13 protein-coding genes and 1 riboswitch are annotated in these 15,657 nt (G+C 44.5%); of the genes, 8 read left to right on the top strand and 5 right to left on the bottom strand.

The genetic code is table 11. The annotated features are described in order from the left end of the window. Positions 1-199: 199 nt before the first annotated feature. Positions 200-1,849, bottom strand: a complete 1,650-nt coding sequence (locus tag L5L98_RS11365) for an electron transfer flavoprotein-ubiquinone oxidoreductase (RefSeq protein ID WP_263140843.1) — start codon at positions 1,847-1,849, stop codon at positions 200-202. Between the two features lie 247 nt (positions 1,850-2,096). Beyond that, positions 2,097-2,230: riboswitch (molybdenum cofactor riboswitch) on the top strand. Here L5L98_RS11365 and moaA point away from each other — a divergent pair. From moaA to L5L98_RS11330, 7 genes are all read left to right on the top strand, one after another. Continuing rightward, positions 2,218-3,198: a GTP 3',8-cyclase MoaA gene (moaA, locus tag L5L98_RS11360; RefSeq protein ID WP_105251082.1), complete on the top strand. Its 981-nt coding sequence runs from the start codon at positions 2,218-2,220 to the stop codon at positions 3,196-3,198. Its footprint overlaps the riboswitch before it by 13 nt. A 96-nt stretch (positions 3,199-3,294) precedes the next feature. Beyond that, on the top strand, positions 3,295-3,771 hold the full coding sequence (gene moaC, locus L5L98_RS11355; protein ID WP_006079755.1) for a cyclic pyranopterin monophosphate synthase MoaC: 477 nt from the start codon (positions 3,295-3,297) through the stop codon (positions 3,769-3,771). 23 nt (positions 3,772-3,794) lie between these two features. Further along, on the top strand, positions 3,795-4,046 hold the full coding sequence (gene moaD, locus L5L98_RS11350; protein WP_006079756.1) for a molybdopterin synthase sulfur carrier subunit: 252 nt from the start codon (positions 3,795-3,797) through the stop codon (positions 4,044-4,046). Position 4,047: 1 nt separating this feature from the next. Further along, positions 4,048-4,515, top strand: a complete 468-nt coding sequence (gene moaE / locus L5L98_RS11345; protein ID WP_168826423.1) for a molybdopterin synthase catalytic subunit MoaE — start codon at positions 4,048-4,050, stop codon at positions 4,513-4,515. 79 nt (positions 4,516-4,594) lie between these two features. Beyond that, positions 4,595-5,398 (top strand): molybdate ABC transporter substrate-binding protein, encoded by an 804-nt coding sequence (gene modA, locus L5L98_RS11340; RefSeq protein ID WP_263140837.1) that lies wholly within the window; start codon positions 4,595-4,597, stop codon positions 5,396-5,398. Next, positions 5,398-6,078 carry a molybdate ABC transporter permease subunit gene (gene modB, locus L5L98_RS11335; protein WP_263140908.1) on the top strand — a complete coding sequence of 227 codons (681 nt, stop codon included), beginning with the start codon at positions 5,398-5,400 and terminating at the stop codon, positions 6,076-6,078. The genes modA and modB overlap by 1 nt, the downstream gene beginning before the upstream one ends. Next, the gene (locus L5L98_RS11330) at positions 6,059-7,162 is read left to right on the top strand and encodes an ABC transporter ATP-binding protein (RefSeq protein WP_263140834.1); all 1,104 of its coding nucleotides are present in this window, start codon (positions 6,059-6,061) and stop codon (positions 7,160-7,162) included. Before modB ends, L5L98_RS11330 begins: the two co-directional genes overlap by 20 nt. Before the next feature lie 48 nt (positions 7,163-7,210). On the opposite strand, the gene L5L98_RS11325 is transcribed toward L5L98_RS11330, so the two are convergent. Next, entirely contained in the window at positions 7,211-10,636 is a 3,426-nt protein-coding gene (locus tag L5L98_RS11325; protein WP_263140832.1) for a response regulator, read from the bottom strand. Positions 10,637-10,733: 97 nt separating this feature from the next. Here L5L98_RS11325 and L5L98_RS11320 point away from each other — a divergent pair, with 97 nt between their 5' ends. Then, complete coding sequence (locus L5L98_RS11320) at positions 10,734-11,372, top strand: response regulator transcription factor (RefSeq protein WP_168826430.1); 639 nt, start codon at positions 10,734-10,736, stop codon at positions 11,370-11,372. Between the two features lie 2 nt (positions 11,373-11,374). Here the strand turns inward: L5L98_RS11320 and L5L98_RS11315 are convergent, their stop codons facing one another. The 3 genes from L5L98_RS11315 to L5L98_RS11305 form a co-directional block, all read right to left on the bottom strand. After that, positions 11,375-12,622 (bottom strand): hypothetical protein, encoded by a 1,248-nt coding sequence (locus L5L98_RS11315; RefSeq protein WP_168826432.1) that lies wholly within the window; start codon positions 12,620-12,622, stop codon positions 11,375-11,377. Further along, positions 12,583-15,051, bottom strand: a complete 2,469-nt coding sequence (locus tag L5L98_RS11310) for a CS1-pili formation C-terminal domain-containing protein (RefSeq protein WP_263140830.1) — start codon at positions 15,049-15,051, stop codon at positions 12,583-12,585. The genes L5L98_RS11315 and L5L98_RS11310 overlap by 40 nt, the downstream gene beginning before the upstream one ends. 104 nt (positions 15,052-15,155) lie before the next feature. Further along, the gene (locus L5L98_RS11305; RefSeq protein ID WP_212600250.1) at positions 15,156-15,644 is read right to left on the bottom strand and encodes a CS1 type fimbrial major subunit; all 489 of its coding nucleotides are present in this window, start codon (positions 15,642-15,644) and stop codon (positions 15,156-15,158) included. Positions 15,645-15,657 lie beyond the last annotated feature (13 nt).

The raw sequence follows: 15,657 nt of genomic DNA, 5'->3' as shown, positions 1-15,657 counted from the left end.
AACCTGTTGGTCTTGCTGTAGATCTAATTATGTAGAGTATAGATGGAAATGAGATGGTGATTGAAAACGAACTCTTTTTTGTGTGGCAATTGTGGCCAATGTCGCGAGTAAGGGCAAGCAAAAAAAGTGAACTATTCGTGTAAAAGGTGAAAAAAAGGCGCTCCACTGAGCGCCATTATTTACATTTATCATCCAAATGTTACATGTTGGGGTAGTTTGGACCACCACCACCTTCCGGTGTAACCCAAGTGATGTTTTGGCTCGGATCTTTAATGTCGCAGGTTTTGCAATGAATGCAGTTTTGCGCATTGATTACAAACTTGGGTTGACCCGCCTCTTCGACGATTTCATACACGCCGGCTGGGCAGTAACGCTGTGCTGGCTCATTAAACTGAGTCAAGTTAATGCCCAGTGGAATGCTGCTGTCCTTGAGACGTAAATGGCAGGGCTGATCTTCCTCATGATAAGTGCTCGATAGATACACTGAGGACAGTTTATCGAAGCTAAGCTTGCCATCGGGTTTTGGATAATCAATCTTGCTGTAAGCGCTCACAGGTGCCATTTGCGCATAGTCTGGGTGCTCATCACGCAGTGTGATAGGGAACTTTCCGCCAAACCAGTTTTGATCTATATAGTTGAATGCGCCGCCTAAATAGGTACCAAATTTGTGCATCGCTGGACCAAAGTTGCGGGATTTATGTAATTCTTCGTATAGCCAGCTTTCTTCAAGGTGGGTTTGGTAACAGTCGAGATCTTTACCGCCTTCAACCCCTGCCATCATGGCTTTACCTAAGGTTTCTGCTGCAACAATCCCGCTCTTCATCGCAGTGTGAGTGCCTTTGATTTTAGCAAAGTTCAACGTACCCGCGTTGCAGCCTATGATAAGACCGCCAGGAAAACTCATCTTAGGTAGCGAGTTTAAGCCGCCTTTAGTAATCGCGCGGGCGCCATAACTAAGGCGTTCGCCGCCGGTTAAATACTTAGCAATCACAGGGTGGGTTTTATAGCGCTGGAATTCGTCAAATGGGCTCAGATGCGGATTTTTGTAGTTCAAATCAATAATAAGGCCGACCGCAATCTGGTTATCTTCCATGTGATAAAGGAAGCCGCCACCCGATGCGCCCTCGGTTAATGGCCAGCCACCTGTGTGAACGACTTTGCCTTGTTCGTGTTGCTCGGCGGGGACTTTCCAAATTTCTTTGAAGCCTAAACCGTAATGCTGTGGTGTTTTACCATTATCTAAATGGTATTTTTCGATAAGTTGCTTGCCTAAGTGGCCGCGGCAACCCTCGGAGAAAACGGTATATTTAGCATGCAACTCCATGCCTGGCATAAAGCTGTCTTTGGGTTCGCCATCGGCACCCACTCCCATATCGCCAATTGAAATACCTTTAACGCTGTTATCGGCGTTAAATAGCAGTTCACTGGCGGCAAAGCCGGGGAATATTTCGACACCGAGTTCTTCTGCGCGATTGGCAAGCCAGCGAGACAGATTACCGACGCTGATAATAAAATTGCCGTCGTTGTGCATGGTTTTTGGCACAAAAGCATTAGGCATGACTCTGCCGTCGGTGGCTGAGCTGAGTAGGTAGATTTCGTCGTGGGTGACAGCGGTTTTTATTGGAGCATCTTTTTCGCGCCAGTCGCTGAATAGCTCGTCTAGCACTTTTGTCTCGAACACTGCGCCTGACAGAATATGCGCGCCCACTTCTGAGCCTTTTTCTACCACACAGACGGTAATTTCTTTACCTGAATCCTGTGATATTTGCATTAATCGACATGCCGTGGCCAAGCCAGCTGGACCAGCACCGACGATAACAACATCGAATTCCATTGATTCGCGTTCCATCAGTTCACCTCTTCCTTCACGTTTCCCCGATTTTTATCGAGTGTTGTAGTTTGTAAACGGGCGTTTTATTGCTTGCACCACCTTACCTGAAAATAAGATAAGGTCACAGTGGATTAAGCTGCTGTTTAGTCTAATTCAATACAAATCTTTAGGTGAGGACTGTCACAGATTATTCACGCTAGCGTGATCTAGGTTAATAAATACCTGTTTAGGGGTATAGCTAGTGAGTACTTTCGGCCTATAATCACCGACGACGGTTCTCCGAGCTTGCCTGCCTAAGTCGAAAGATATGGAGGTGTAGCCGTGGTAATAATGCCACCGGGGTGGGATAAGAAATGCTCTCACCTCCCACACTTGGAAAGGTGATCATGTCTCAATTACAAGACAGCTTTGGTCGAAAATTTCACTATTTACGGATGTCAGTCACTGACGTTTGTAACTTCAAATGCAGTTACTGCCTCCCTGATGGTTATCATCCTGAAGGTAAACCAAAATTCTTATCTCTCAATGAGATAGAAAACTTAGTCTCCGCATTTAGCCAAGTCGGCACCCAAAAAATCCGCATTACAGGCGGTGAACCTACCCTGCGTAAAGACTTTACCGACATCATTCGTGTCGTCGCTGATAACCCGCGCATTCATACTATTGCGACGACCACTAATGGATATCGACTCGAAAAGCATGCCAAAGAATGGTTCGATGCTGGCTTGCGTCGTATCAATGTGTCCGTGGATAGTTTAGATCCCAAAATGTTTTACCAGATCACCGGCGAAAATAAGTTTGACGAAGTGATGCGGGGGATTGATGCCGCCTTGTCAGCAGGTTTCGAGCGAGTAAAAATCAACGCCGTACTGCTTAAAGGTTTAAACGATAAAGATTTGCCACGTTTTTTACACTGGATTAAACACACGCCAATCGACCTGCGTTTTATCGAGCTGATGGAAACGGGTCTTGGTCGTGAGTATTTTGAAGCCCATCACCTAGCGGGCGCCGACATCAAAGCACAGTTACTGGCAGATGGCTGGCAATTAGATACGCCAAGCGCCTCCGATGGTCCAGCCCAAAATTTCAGCCGCAGCGATTATCAGGGCCGTATCGGCTTGATCATGCCCTATGCCAATAATTTTTGTGCTACCTGTAACCGTTTACGGGTATCTGCTAAGGGTAAATTGCACTTGTGCCTCTTTACGGAATCCGGTGTCGATTTACGTGATCTGCTACAGCATTCTAACCAGCAAGCGGAATTAATTGAGCGTCTGCACGGTCAATTAGCCCAGAAGAAAGAAACCCATTACTTGCATCAAGGCATCACAGGTGTCACTCAGCATCTTGCCTCTATTGGCGGCTAGACCTGATTTTAGGTCTGTGGCTATAGCCAATTTAGCGCGAGTAAAAGCTCAATTTCCCTTGTACCCTGTTTTGACCTCAATTAAAGGATCGCTCCAATGAGCAATGTATTTACTCATATTAATGCCGATGGCAATGCCCATATGGTCGATGTAACTGAAAAAGCCGTTACCGAGCGCGAAGCCCGTGCAGAAGCTTTTATCGAGATGGCGAGCACGACACTCGAGATGATCATGAGTGGCAGCCACCACAAGGGTGATGTGTTTGCGACCGCGCGTATTGCGGGCATTCAAGCCGCGAAAAAAACTTCAGACCTTATCCCTCTCTGCCATCCGCTGATGCTAACGAAAGTTGAAGTCGATTTAGAGGCACAACCTGAACATAACCGCGTGCGTATTACTAGCCTGTGCAAGTTATCCGGCAAAACGGGCGTAGAGATGGAAGCGTTAACTGCAGCTTCAGTGGCGGCGTTAACTATCTATGACATGTGCAAGGCCGTGCAAAAAGATATGGTGATCTCCCAAGTCCGTCTGTTGGAAAAGCGTGGCGGCAAGTCGGGACATTTTAAGGTTTAGCGTATCAAAAACGAGAGAAGACTATGATTAACGTGTTGTTTTTTGCTCAAGTTCGAGAATTGTTGGGCACAGCTAAATTAAGCCTAGAGGCGAGCGAGCAGACACAAACTGCCGAAGCATTACGGGCAACGCTGGCGGCAACCGACGACAAATGGGCTAAAGTATTAACCTCTGACAAATTGCTGGTGGCGGTAAATCAGACCATTAGTCAATGGGATACGCCTGTAAACGATGGTGATGAAGTCGCCTTTTTCCCACCGGTTACAGGAGGTTAATATGCGTTTATTACCCGCAGTTCGAGTGCAAGAGGTCGATTTTAGTGTTTCTGACGAATATCGCCAGCTAGCTCAAGATGATAGCGATGGTGCCGTAGTCACTTTTGTCGGCAAAGTGCGTGATTTTAACGATGGGACCGCGGTGACAGACTTAACCTTAGAGCACTATCCGGGTATGACCGAAGCCGTGTTAGAACAAATCGTTGCCGAGGCGCGTAGCCGCTGGCCGCTCAATAAAGTGACGGTTATTCACCGTGTCGGTACTATGGCTCTGGGTGAGCAGATTGTGTTTATCGGCGTAACCAGCGCCCATCGCAAGGCCGCTTTTGCTGCCTGTGAATTCTTAATCGACTTTTTAAAAACCAAAGCGCCATTCTGGAAATTAGAAGCGGGCGAGCAAGGTAAAAGTTGGGTTGAAGCGAAAGATGCCGATGAACAAGCGGCTAAGCTATGGCAACACAAAGACTAGTCGCGTGGCAGAGATACTCGTAGTCGCAACGCAGCTTGCCAGTTTAAGACCCGCGCGGATATTGCACTAAGGTGACCCAATGCAGAGTTTGACCCGTTTCTTCCATACCTGTGTTTTTGCATTACTCTGGTACTTGGCGGTCGTGCCATCTAGCAGTCGAGCGGCGGATAATACAGCGATTCCCGCGATTGCCGCTGCCTCAGATTTACGTTTTGCCCTCGATGATATTAGCCAAAAATTTACCAATGAAACTGGGCTAAAAGTAAAAATATCCTATGGGTCATCGGGCAATTTTGCTACTCAAATCCAAAACGGTGCGCCCTATGAATTATTTTTATCTGCGGATGAAAAATATATTCAGCAATTGCATAGTGCTGGCGTTGCCCGCGATGCCGGCGTTCTTTATGCCCAAGGGCAACTCGCTATTGTTGTACCTAAAACAGGTCGTTTGTCCGTTGATCCTGAACTTAAGGGGTTAGCCGATGCACTCGCTGCAGGAAAAATTACCCGTTTTGCTATTGCTAATCCTGATCACGCTCCCTATGGCGAAAAGGCCAAAGAAGCATTGCAGTTTGTGCAGTTGTGGGATGCAATTCAACCTAAATTGATCCTTGGGGAAAATGTGTCCCAAGCAGGGCAGTTTGCGATTAGTGGTTCAACCCAGGGCGGGATTATTGCGCTCTCTTTAGCTATGTCTCCTACTTTTGCCAAACATAGCAATTACGCCATAGTGCCAGCAAAAATGCATAGTCCACTGTTTCAGCGTATGGCATTAATGGCCAAGGCGGGTGAAACTGCTCAGCATTTTTACGATTATTTAAGAGCCGATAGTGCTCGTCGTGTTTTGGCCGATTATGGTTTTTCATTGCCAGAGCAACCATGATGGATTGGCAGGCACTTTGGTTATCGGTCAAGCTGAGTGGTATCACAGTTTTAGTGTTGATTCCTCTAGCTATATTGGCTGGACGGGCATTAGCTTATCGTCAATTTGTCGGCAAATCTTGGATCGAGGCGCTGATCATGGTGCCCTTAGTATTACCGCCAACTGTGATTGGTTATTACTTGCTGGTGGGGCTTGGCAGTCAAAGTTGGCTCGGACAATGGATTGAGCAAGTCATAGGTCAGCAACTCGTGTTTCACTTTTCAGGTCTGGTTATCGCCTCTGTTTTAGTTAATATTCCCTTCGCTGTGCAGCCGATACAACGCGCCTTTGAAACTGTACCTAATGATGTTCGCGACGCAGCCGCTTGTTGCGGCATGAGTCGACTTAAAATTCTACTTAAAATTGAATTGCCTATGGTGTGGCCGGGTGTGCTCACGGCATTAGTTCTGTGCTTCTCCCATGTGCTTGGGGAGTTTGGCGTTGTGCTGATGATGGGCGGCAATATTGCTGGCGAGACTAAGACGATTTCGATTGCAATTTATGACAGTGTGCAATCATTCGATTTTAATGCCGCTGGCACTATGTCATTAGTCTTATTGCTGTTTGCCGTGACGGCGTTAGCATTAACAACCAGTCTATCGCGGCGTTTAGGAGGTCAGCGTGGCGCAAATCATCGCTGATCTGCAGTGTCAGATCCAAAATCATAAACACATTAAACTCAACGCTGATTTTCGCTGTAAAGCGGGTGAAGTACTTGCTGTGGTAGGGCCGTCTGGCGGTGGAAAAACCACGCTGCTACGGATGATCGCTGGGTTGAATCATCCCGATACGGGACAAATCCACTTTGGCGATCGGCCTTGGTTTGATGATAAAGCGCGTATCGCCTTAAGCCCGCAGCAACGCCATATCGGTTATATGCCGCAGCATTTTGGGCTATTTCCGAATCTCACTGCCTTAGAAAATGTAGTCGCTGGGCTTGATCATATTCCCAAGGCGGAACGCATACCGCGCGCGAAAGATTGGCTCGAACGGGTCAATCTACAGGGATTACCCGATAGATTACCGGCGCATTTATCGGGCGGCCAACGCCAGCGCGTTGCGCTTGCCAGAGCGCTTGCCCGCGAACCGTCGGTTTTGTTGCTGGATGAGCCTTTTTCTGCGGTGGACAGGGAAACTCGCGAGCGTTTATACCTTGAGCTTGCGCGCCTCAAAGAGCAGTTACTTTGCCCAGTGATTATGGTCACCCACGACTTAAATGAAGCCTTACTGCTGGCTGATTCGATGATTTTGATCAGCCAAGGCAAGATGCTACAGCAAGGTGCACCTTTCGAGGTGTTATCGCGGCCACGAAATGAAGCTGTGGCTAGGCAGATGGGGCTAAGAAATATTTTTGATGGTGAAGTGGTATTTCAAGACAGCACTAAAAATCTCACTTGGCTTAAATTTGGTGAGCAGCTAATTGCCTGCGACTATGGCAAAGAGCGCCCTGTGGGAAGTCGAGTCCGTTGGGTTATCCCCAATCAAGGTATTCGTTTTAATTCGATTTCCAAAGGGCGTTTATGCCGCAGTTTTAATAAATTAGATGTCACGATCGACGCTATGCTGGTGATGGGCGAATCCGTTCGGCTTATCTGCTACGTCACTGGCACCCCATTACAACTTAACACTGAAGTCTCGCTGCATTTTGCCCAAAAGCTTGCTCTTACTAAGGGGATGCAAACTACGGTGGCACTCAAATCCGAACAAATTCATATTTTGGAATAGCTTAGCCCTTAGTCCACCATGATAACTTTGAGTAAACCTGCCACCATATTAGGTGCGATTTCGCATTATCGCGTCTAGCTCAGTTATCAATTGGGCTATTGTCGTTTGAAATTGAGCCAATTCCGCTTCAGCATTATTATTTCCCTGTTGCCTCATTTTTTCTTCGAGTATCCAAGCGTGCTCTGCTATTGATGTGAGCCCTAACATACTGATAGTTCCAGCACATCTATGGATCTTATCCGCAAGTTGAGGTGTTTTAAGTTGAATATCCTGAAGTGAGGTTTCGAGCTCAGTTTTAAACATTAATAGCATTTTGCTTAATGTCTCTTCCCGACCAAAGGCATCCTCTAATATTTTTATATCGATAAGTGCTGGTTTTGCAGACGGTAGCCATTTCAAAAGCATTTCATACAGCTCATCTAAGTGCAGTGGTTTTGCCAGTAAGTCATCCATCCCAACTGCGATGCACCTTTGCTTCTGCTCATTTAGCACGTTGGCCGTGAGTGCGATGATGGGAATATGTTGCCCCTCGATTTCCTGCGATCTCACTTGTTGGCAAAAAGTGTAGCCATCCATCACTGGCATGCGGCAATCGCATAACACTAAGTCATATTGAGTCTTTTGCATGAGGGCGAGCGCTTGGGCACCGTTATCTGCGATATCGCATGTTAGGCGTAACTGTTTCAGCTGTCGCTGCACCAATATCTGATTAAGTTGATGATCTTCAACTAATAATATTTTGCATTCTGGCCAGTTAAACTTAAATTGAATATCCCTTTGCGGGGTTGAGACTATAGTATCAATCCACCCCATGTTGATGTAACACACATCCTTCACAGCTTGCGATGTTAAGGGATTTGCATTCAATAAACATTGCTCATTTTGATATCTATAACCCAGTGCTTCATTAAAGTGAGTGCAGAGTATGTGTTGCCGATCATCCGAAGCATTATCAGTAAACAACAGGTCTGCATTGGCTTTATTCTCTGTTAATACAATGCCTAATGAAGCTAAATGCCAAGATAAAGTGTGACGTAGTTTTATATCGCCGATGGCGATATATGCTTTTAATCCCTGTAATTGCTCATCAAATTCATTCTGAGCCACCACAGGTAACCGAATGCGTAAACCAATAAATGTGCCTAAATGAGGGGCGCTATTCAGGATGATGTCGCCGCCCATCATTTCGGCGAGTGTATGGCTAATGGCAAGGCCCAAACCTGCACCACCATAGCTACGTGTTGTCGAGACATCAGCTTGCTCAAAAATATTGAATATTCGCGCTTGAGTCTCAGTGTTCATGCCGATACCCGTATCTTGTACGCCAATGAGCAGTAATTGTTGACCTTCTTGTTCGGCTTCAAGCTTGACTGAGACTTCAATAAACCCGCGTTCAGTGAATTTAATGGCGTTATTTACCCAATTGAATAGGATTTGCTTTATACGAAGACTGTCTCCTGTTACCCGTGCTGCTACGCCTTGGTCAACGTGTAAGTAGAGGCTTAAGCCTTTAGTGCGTAAATCATTCATGACCATATTAAGCGTACTATCGAGAACTTCACGCAATAGTATTGGTGTCGATTCTAGACGCATTTTTCCCATGTCTATTTTAGAGAAATCGAGAATGTTATTAATGATCTGGAGGATTTCTTCCGCGCCATTACTAATGATTTGCACCATTTGTTTTTGTTCTATACCAAGAGGGGTAAAGCTGAGTTGCTCTGCCATACCCACGAGCCCATTCATGGGCGTGCGGATCTCATGGCTCATGGCTGCGAGAAATTCAGCTTTTCTTTTAGTGGCTTGCTCGGCGTTTTCTTTTGCGATGGCTAGAGCATTTTCGACGATGCGCCGTTTATTGATTTCTTGCCTGAGTTTTAAATAGGCTATGGTTAAGCCGCCAATGAAAAGCAGTAAACCTATCGCAATCGGCAGTAGTGTTTTGAGTAAGGTGTGCCAAGAGATGCCTTCGCTGTAATTTACGGCTAGCCAAGTATTGCGGATCTGCTGTTTTTCTTTCTCACTCATACTGGAGAAAACACGGTTAATTAATGGGATAAGTGGCCAATAAGGTTCACGAACGGCAACAGCGAGTTCATCTTTATAAGGCGTTGGTGCCGCTACTCGTAATTCATCGTCAAATTTGTCGTCGATAAGCATAGTCACAACGGCCAAATTACCTATGTAAGCCGCTGCTTTGCCCTTTGCGACTAAGGTCAGACCTTCGTCGGGATTGGCAGAAACTACAACATCGATATTCGGATAGGCTTTTTTAATGCTTGGCAGCAGTAGATTATCTGTGATGACCACGCGTTGAAAGTTCAGTTCTGACAGCCCCGCGATTCGCGGACTGTTGCGGGCAGTGGCTATAACAATAGGGAAAGACGTAAACACTTCGCTCATGTGCCAGTCTGGATATTGTGCTTTCAATCGTGTTGGAATAATGGCGAGATCAATCTCATGATTAACGAGTGCGGTTTGGATTTCATCCCACGTTCTGGTTTTTTGTGCCGCATAATCAAGCCCTAGTTTTTCTCTGAATTGTTCAAGATAATCAGCAAGTAAACCAACCAAGATGCCTTTATTGTTAACCGAAGAGAATGGCATCCAATGACTTACAAATCCGACTCTGAGTGAAGGTAAACCTGCCAGCCATTCGCGTTCATTGGGTCTAAGTAGAAAATTACTGTGGCCTAAAAAATGAAGATCACCCATACCCAGCCAAGTTACTTCGAGAGCATTGCGCTCTTCTACACTCAGAGCCATTAAGGCGTTATCGAGTTGTGTTACAAGCAGGCTATTGTTCTTCGTGATCCCTAAATGTAAGTTTTCCATCATCAGGGGGGCTTGGGCAACGATAAGAAGTTCAGGGTGTGCACTAATGTATTGGTTAGCAACATGAAGATTACCGATATAGGCATCGGTCGTTTTATCAATGACGGAGGAAAGTGCTTGTTCTGTATTAGAAAATGTTACTTCTGTTACGGTTGGATAATGCAGTTTGACTAATTTCTCCGTCGAGAATCCTTTTTCAACGGCAATCCGAGCTTGGCCAAATTCACTCACATCGCGAAAAAATCGGCTGTCGTAACGAATAACGACAACAGTGGGGGAGGTGTAGTATGAGCGGCTAAACATAAGGCATTGAGTACGTTCAACAGTACGAAAAGCGTCAAGCAAGACATCGACTTCCCCATTACAGCCAGCAGAATAGAGGCTCATCCAATTGGGATAAACCTTCCAGTCAATTTGGTAATTAAGATTTTTGGCGAGCAGTTGTATGAGTTCGACACTAAATCCCGTTGTTATCTGGTCATTAATTTGTTGAAAAGGTCCCCAGCCATTGGCGAGTACGCCTACTCTAATTGTTGTGGTTTTGGGCTGTTCGGCATGAGTGATAAAAGTCATGCATAGCAGGGATAAGCAACTGAAGATGCAAAGAAGTTGGTAACGCATTTTTTGAGTCGCACTCATCTCTATGACCAAAGTGTATTAAGTCTCGAAAAAAACACCGATGCCAAGTAGTATAGATAAGGCATCCATAAGTTCACATTATCACGAGGAGTTATATATGGCTTTTAAGATCATCCTTGCCGACGATCACCCTATTATACTCACTGGCGTGCGTAGTTTGATGGCTGAAATGCAGCCAAGTTGTGACATTGTTGCTGAAGCAAATAATGTTTCCGAATTATGGCGTACATTAGAACAACATGAATGTGACTTATTGATCACAGACTTTAGTATGCCTAATGATGACAATGTCGACGGTATGGCCATGATTAAACAGCTAAGACGAAAATATCCAAATTTACCCATAATAGTATTGACCCAAGTACATAATTTAGGTGTATTACAAGCGCTGTTACAGATTGGAATACAAGGCTTATTATTAAAAAAATCAGTCATTGCCGAATTAGAGAAAACAGTTAAAAAAGTATTATTAGGTTCTGTTTACATTGGCGAAACTGTCCGTGAATTATTAAATGAACAAGGTATTAATCAATATACCATCCCAGTTGAACTTTCACTGAAAGAAATAGAAGTGGTACGTTTACTGGCAAACGGCATGTCAGTGACTCAAGTTGCCAGCTATTTACACCGCAGTGTAAAAACCATAAGTACCCAAAAAACCAATGCGATGCAAAAACTCGGTTTAAAAAGTGACAGTGAATTGTTTCATTATGCACAGCAACAGGGATTATTTTAATGTTAAAATGGAGGGATTTCAGCCTCAAACATAATAGTTACATCCCCTTGGTAAGTGCTTCCTGGATATTTCATCATTTCAGTTAAGTTGGTTTTGTTAATTTCAAACAATAGCTTTCTTGCAACATTGATATATTCCCCATCTGTATTTGTAAAATGGTACTTTGATGTCGATAGCGGCACTGATTTTCCTATACCATTTATATAACTGATTTCTATATTTGTTTTGTGACTGTTTTTAATGTTTTTAAGTTGGCACTGGCCATTGTTTTGATATTGGCAATAACTCAATGAAACATCAAATGGTGCGCTAAACCAAAACTTAAACGGCAATTCAGCCTTTAAGTTGGGCGGTGTTTTTCCGCTGTTCATCCATGGTGCCCAGCCCTTAGGCGGTTGCAAGATTACTTTATTGCTGCCAGCAGGGAATTCTAACTTAAGTTGATGCGTGACCCTTAAGGTAAATTCTATGGTTACGTTTGAGTCTGAATAGGTTGCATCACCAAAGTCGAGATCTTTATTGCGTCCAAGGCTCAGGGTTATATTGCCTTTATAAGTACCATTTTCCATTTTTAAAGGATCGGGAGGTTGCAGTTTATAACCAATATAAATCCTTTGAAGGGTGACATTCTTTGATGATGTGAATTTCGGGTTAAATTTATTGTTGTAACAAATGCCTCCAGACTGTTGGTTAGCGTTTTTTATGTCATAAAAATAATCTAAAATGCTACTGCTTGCCCAGGTATTTAATCTGAAGTTGCAATCTCCTTGAACATAATATAACCAAAAATTATCGGTTTCTCCTGCTTCTTTTATTAAGTTCGGGGTTTGAGATGCTCCAATTTTCGTTAGTTTAAATTTCATTTTGTGTGTTTTACTACTCCCTTTTTTTGTCAGCTCTACAGTTTTTTCGCCAGTAAACTTTTGATAAGTAATAGCATGTTCTAGTTTTCCATCATTACTAATTAGTTTTGATGATATTGTCGTCTCTATTTTTATTGCTTGCTCATTTTCTAAAGATGCGGTGCCTTTACACCAGAAATCACCAGTCATATTTTCAGGAACTGAACATGGTGTAGTGTTAATAAACTTACTACCATTAATATCATAGGGCGCAGGTTTATATTCAGCAGTAACCTGAATGGTAGCTGCCTCTGTTAATGGGCTGAGTAGCAAATATCCCAACAATGCATATAAAGCGTAACGATAATTCACTTGGCTAGGTTCTCTGTTAATGTTTGTTGTGCCCATGTTTGGGCATTACAAGTGATATTGCCTAATAGCAATAGGTTCTGTTCACGTTTCACTCGGTGTAAATCGAGTTCAAGGTTGCACTCTTGTATACCTTGATACTCCACTTGCAAGCTCGGATGGTGTTCACTCATTTCGACGGCAAAAAAGCCATCGGCCTCACTCAAGCTGCGCCCCGCATGGTTGGCGATAAGCGCGCCTTTAAGCGGCAATCCCTGTTGATTCACTAAGCGGCCAATCACAGTGACAGTCTTCATGACTCTGATTTGTTGGTAACTGACGCCTCCCTTATTGAGGTGGTAGTGCAATACGCTCGGTTGGATGACTGAAGGTGTGTCATCAAAGTCCTGTATGGCGAGTTGTACGCTACCACTGCGATAGGCGGTCACTGGCACTAAGTTGCGCCCAGGCTTTAAGGTGACACTGCCACCGTGCTCATCTTCTGCTTGTAAAATGATGTCTGGGGTATCAGCCATGACATCGATTATCATGCCCGCATCGTGGTTTTGGCTTTGGCCTGAGATGCTGAGTTCACCCTGTTGCCCCAGTGCAACCATACTATCGAGGTTTATGCCGCCTGTGATGCCGCTGTTATAGGACGATGACTGTGCATAGGCATCCCCGCTAACAATATCGTTGCTAAAGCGGCTATTGGCGGTTGCACCAACCCCATAGCTATCCGTGTTTAGCCCCATCCCTATGGTTTCAATGCCACGCCAGTCTAGTTGCTGTTGGTAATCAACATAGGCATGCTGTTCTTGCCCGCCAGAACGTGAAGTTCTGCTGCCTAAGCCACCACCCATTCGACGCGTTTGAGCGCCTAAGTTCATACTGAAATAAAGTGCTCCGCCTTGGTCGCGCTGGGCTGAAGTGTTAATGCTGCCAGGACGATCGAACGCATTTAAACTCCAGCTCATTTGGCGTCCCCAGAGTTTGCCGCTGTACTGCCAACCTAAGTCAATTCCTTGACCTTGCTCGGATTGATGTGACAAATAGGCCGAAACAGAGTGACCATTTCCTAAGTTATGTTGCAAAGATACACTCGTCTTTTGGGGATTAGAGTTCGTGATATCACTACTTTGCGATTGATTGAGCTGTTGCTGATGGCTGAGTACAAAGCTGCCGTGTCTATAGCTATAAACTGCTTGTAAATCAAAATCGCTGCCCTGTTGTTCATTCATCACCCAGTTACCAAAAAAGCGCAGTTGTTGGTTCCAGTCCCAATCAGCCGAAATGCTGTAGTGCCAACCTTTATCCATAAATTGAGCCGCGGCGCCAAGGATGATCGCCGGTGTTAATAAGTAGTTTGCGAGTACCCCCGTGCTGAGTCCGCGTCTGCTTTCATCATCCCAATTCGTTATATCTTGTAACTTTTCTCCAGCAAACAAGTTCACCCGAAAGGGTTCTTCAGTGTTTTGCCATTGAATGGGTTTGTTAATGATTTCTCGACGACGTTCAGTGACTTGGCCATCTTCTAGAATCCGAATTTCAACTTCATATATGCCAGATGGTAATACTTTAGTATCAATGGCTTGTAAGCCAGCGTTAATCTGTTGCGAGTTGATCAATTGTCCATTTTGATAGATTTCTACCACACCTGCACGATTCGGAGTGACATAAATGGGTGTGGCACTGGCATAGGCTTGATCGACCAATAACTGATTAGAGTCACCCAACATCACGCCCATCACAGCTTGTGAGCTGCCGCTATAAATGATGGGCTGACGAACTAAACCTTGGGCATAAGGGGAGAAATACCCGAGTCGATAGAAGTGTCCTTCGTTTTGGTGTTCTGTATACAACTGTTGAATAGTCGAGTTGAGTGTCTCTTCATTATTTTGAGTGACTTCACCTTCAAGCAGTGTGGTCCACTGGCCTAAACTTGCTTGGGCTTGCAAATTATAACGGCCTGCGTAATCGCTCTCATTGGATTGACTCCAATTGAGTTGTTGTCGAAATAGCGCGCCGTAGCTGCCTTGTTCAGGCAAGGCATAGTAGTGTGAGTTTGATGGCTGCTTTTCGATATTGGCCGTTAAAATAGATAATTGAGAGTTCTCCAAATTATATTCAATCGCTAATATGCCGCCCTGACAGCCTTTTGAGCACAAACCCAACTTATGTTTTTGGTTTAATTGCGCTATCCATAATTGTTGCTGACGTTCGTCAAGATCGCTTTCGCTCACGTCTATGAGTTTTAATAGTTGCACACTGGTATCGAGTCCTAACACTATTTCACCTTCGCCAAGCAATTTATTATCAATGGTGATTCTTACTGTTAATGGGGCATTGAAAAAATGCTCAGAAAATCCATCAGGTAAGTCTTGATATTGCTTTAGCAGCTTGAGCGAGTCCGATGGCGTGTTATTAGCCAAAGAGCAAGAGCTAAAGATTAGCGTTGCGATCAGAATAGTCAGGATCAAAGATGACAAGTGTGTTGCCTCATATCGAAAAAATGAAAAGCATGAGTCGTTAACTTGAAAATTAATAAAGCTCCCTTTGCGGGAGCTTTTTTGAAATTTAACTTAATAAATCTCTATGGTTTTTTAGGTGGTGCTTCAGATTCGAAAATCATATTGACCATGCCTTGGTAGTTACCTGCGACATAGCCGCTTGCTGGGACAGTTGGAATGATCTCTAGTCCAAGGGTTTTACCCGTTTTAGCATTGTCGACATCGACTAATTCTGTCGCAGATGTCTTCAGTTCAATACCGCCCACTTTAACTGTTAGTGCAATATTATCATTGCCACTGGCGATAATGGCTGGGTTTGATAAGTAACCTGTAATAGCACCAATGGTACTTTTAACTTCTAGTTGCTTATTTAATTGATCTAGCTTTTTTGTATGGGCGTTATATGCTAACTTTTGCTGGCTGTTGATCCAGTTATCATTGCCTGTTGGTTGCACAAAAAAGTTCTCTGACGGAATTTGTGCAATCACAGTGACTTGATGTTCAATCTTTTCAGCCGCAAATGAGTTCATGGCCACTAATAAGGTTATTGGGGCCGCTTTCCATATTTTCATTACAGTCTCCTTT

It is taken from the genome of Shewanella sp. SM23, assembly GCF_025654295.1.
GTDB lineage: Bacteria > Pseudomonadota > Gammaproteobacteria > Enterobacterales > Shewanellaceae > Shewanella > Shewanella oncorhynchi.
This window is presented reverse-complemented; position numbering and strand designations above follow the sequence as displayed.

Coding starts and splice junctions, on each gene's coding strand:
- L5L98_RS11315 (WP_168826432.1), bottom strand. CDS start 12,622: ATGGGCACAACAAACATTAACAGAGAACCTAGCCAAGTGAATTATCGT.
- modB (WP_263140908.1), top strand. CDS start 5,398: ATGGATTGGCAGGCACTTTGGTTATCGGTCAAGCTGAGTGGTATCACA.
- L5L98_RS11325 (WP_263140832.1), bottom strand. CDS start 10,636: ATGAGTGCGACTCAAAAAATGCGTTACCAACTTCTTTGCATCTTCAGT.
- L5L98_RS11305 (WP_212600250.1), bottom strand. CDS start 15,644: ATGAAAATATGGAAAGCGGCCCCAATAACCTTATTAGTGGCCATGAAC.
- modA (WP_263140837.1), top strand. CDS start 4,595: ATGCAGAGTTTGACCCGTTTCTTCCATACCTGTGTTTTTGCATTACTC.
- moaD (WP_006079756.1), top strand. CDS start 3,795: ATGATTAACGTGTTGTTTTTTGCTCAAGTTCGAGAATTGTTGGGCACA.
- moaE (WP_168826423.1), top strand. CDS start 4,048: ATGCGTTTATTACCCGCAGTTCGAGTGCAAGAGGTCGATTTTAGTGTT.
- L5L98_RS11320 (WP_168826430.1), top strand. CDS start 10,734: ATGGCTTTTAAGATCATCCTTGCCGACGATCACCCTATTATACTCACT.
- L5L98_RS11365 (WP_263140843.1), bottom strand. CDS start 1,849: ATGGAACGCGAATCAATGGAATTCGATGTTGTTATCGTCGGTGCTGGT.
- moaA (WP_105251082.1), top strand. CDS start 2,218: ATGTCTCAATTACAAGACAGCTTTGGTCGAAAATTTCACTATTTACGG.
- moaC (WP_006079755.1), top strand. CDS start 3,295: ATGAGCAATGTATTTACTCATATTAATGCCGATGGCAATGCCCATATG.